The organism is Streptomyces sp. 13-12-16 (assembly GCF_002114215.1).
GTDB lineage: Bacteria > Actinomycetota > Actinomycetes > Streptomycetales > Streptomycetaceae > Streptomyces.
In genome coordinates this window covers 1-1,485 of the sequence record NZ_NCTE01000695.1, presented here as the reverse complement: position 1 = coordinate 1,485, position 1,485 = coordinate 1, and the positions used below count along the sequence as shown (strand labels likewise).

At 73.1% G+C, this 1,485-nt stretch carries 2 protein-coding genes; both read right to left on the bottom strand.

The window, feature by feature from the left end:
* Positions 1–63: 63 nt before the first annotated feature.
* Positions 64–828, bottom strand: coding sequence for a DUF6227 family protein (locus tag B7767_RS26445; RefSeq protein WP_085574385.1), 765 nt, complete (start codon positions 826–828; stop codon positions 64–66).
* 195 nt (positions 829–1,023) lie between these two features.
* The coding region (locus B7767_RS26440; protein ID WP_179167292.1) for a P1 family peptidase at positions 1,024–1,485 on the bottom strand (462 nt) is incomplete at its 5' end.

Below are 1,485 nucleotides of genomic sequence, written 5' to 3'. Positions count from 1 at the left end.
CGGGTCAGGGGACCTGCGCCGCCCGGCCACCGGCCGGAAGACCTGCGCCGCCCGGCCACCGGGTCAGGAGACCTGCGCCGCCCGGCGCTCCATCGCGTCCCGTGCCGCGTCCTCGCTGACGTACACCTCGCACATGTGCCGTCCGTCCGGCGTGACCGTGTGCTCGACCTCCCACACGGACATCTCCGCACCGTCCCCCAGCAGGAACGCGTGCTCGTAGAGCGAGAAGGACAGCCCCGGGCGCCCCGGGCGCCCCGGGCGCCCCGCGCGGGAAGGGCGGCCGAAGGCCTGCGTGATCCGGTGCGCGCACGCCGTGGCCAGCAGCGCGGCCGTCTCCGCGCCCGGCCGGTCCGTGTTCTCCGCGCGGCGCAGTAAACGCCGCGCGTGATCCGCGGAACCGTCCGGAACGTACACCTGCCGCAGCGTGGGAGGCGGCAGCAACTGCACCGTCACCGGCAGCTCGAAGTCCGCCGTCTCCGGCGGCAACGGCAGCCGGGCCGTGGCCGTCCGCAACTCCTCCTCGTCCACGTACACCTCGTGCTGCGGCTCGTCCCCCGGCGCCGTGTTGTGCACGAGCTCCCAGAGCGTCATCGCCGAACCGTCGGCGAGCAGCCAGGTGTGCCGGTACGTCTCCCGGTGCAGCCCCGCGCTGTGGTGCGCGGAGTGCAGCGAACCGTCGTGCGCCAGCGCGCAGTCCAGCCGCCGGATCGTCTCGTCCGGCAGCTCGAAGGAGTTCAGGGCACGGCCGAGGAGGCGCGCGAGGTGCTCCTCCGGAGACTCGGGCGAGTCGGGTGGTTCGTACGCTGCCGTCTCGTACGGAACGCTCAAGGTTTCTCCCGGCGTTGCTGCATGTCACCTTGTGGGTGCATACCGTAGCCCCTCGGTCGGACGTCGTGTCCGGGAACTGAGAAAACGTATGGCCGAAAAACGGGCGGAGCGCAAGAGAAGTTCCCGACGGTGCCGGTACGGGCATCAATTGCTCCTGGTCAAACGGTACTTCCGCGGCCGGTCGCCGGCACCCCCTCAACGTTCGCCGTACAACTCCCCGTACGACGGCCACGAACCGCCCGGACCGTCCACCGGACCGGCGGCCCGGACCGCCCGTACGATCGCGCGGGTCACCAGGTCCGCACCCGCCGCGAGAACCTCGTTCAGGGCCAGCGGGTCCGCCGCGTCCAGCGGGCGGGCGCCCGTGGCCAGGGTGAAGACGGTGTCGCCGTCGCTGAGCAGGTGCACCGGCCGTACGGCCCGCGCGATGCCGTCGTGCGCGGTGCCGGCCAGCTTCTGCGCCTGCGCCTTGGACAGGCCGGCGTCGGTGGCGACCACCGCGAGCGTGGTGTTCAGCGGCGGGGCCGCGTTCCGCTCGGCCACCTCCGCGAGCCGCCGCAGCGCGGCCTCGTGCACTTCCGGCTCCGGGTACCGCACCCGGCCCTGGAACAGCTCCCCGTACAGCACCCCCGTCCCCGGATCCACCGCCGACCCCGC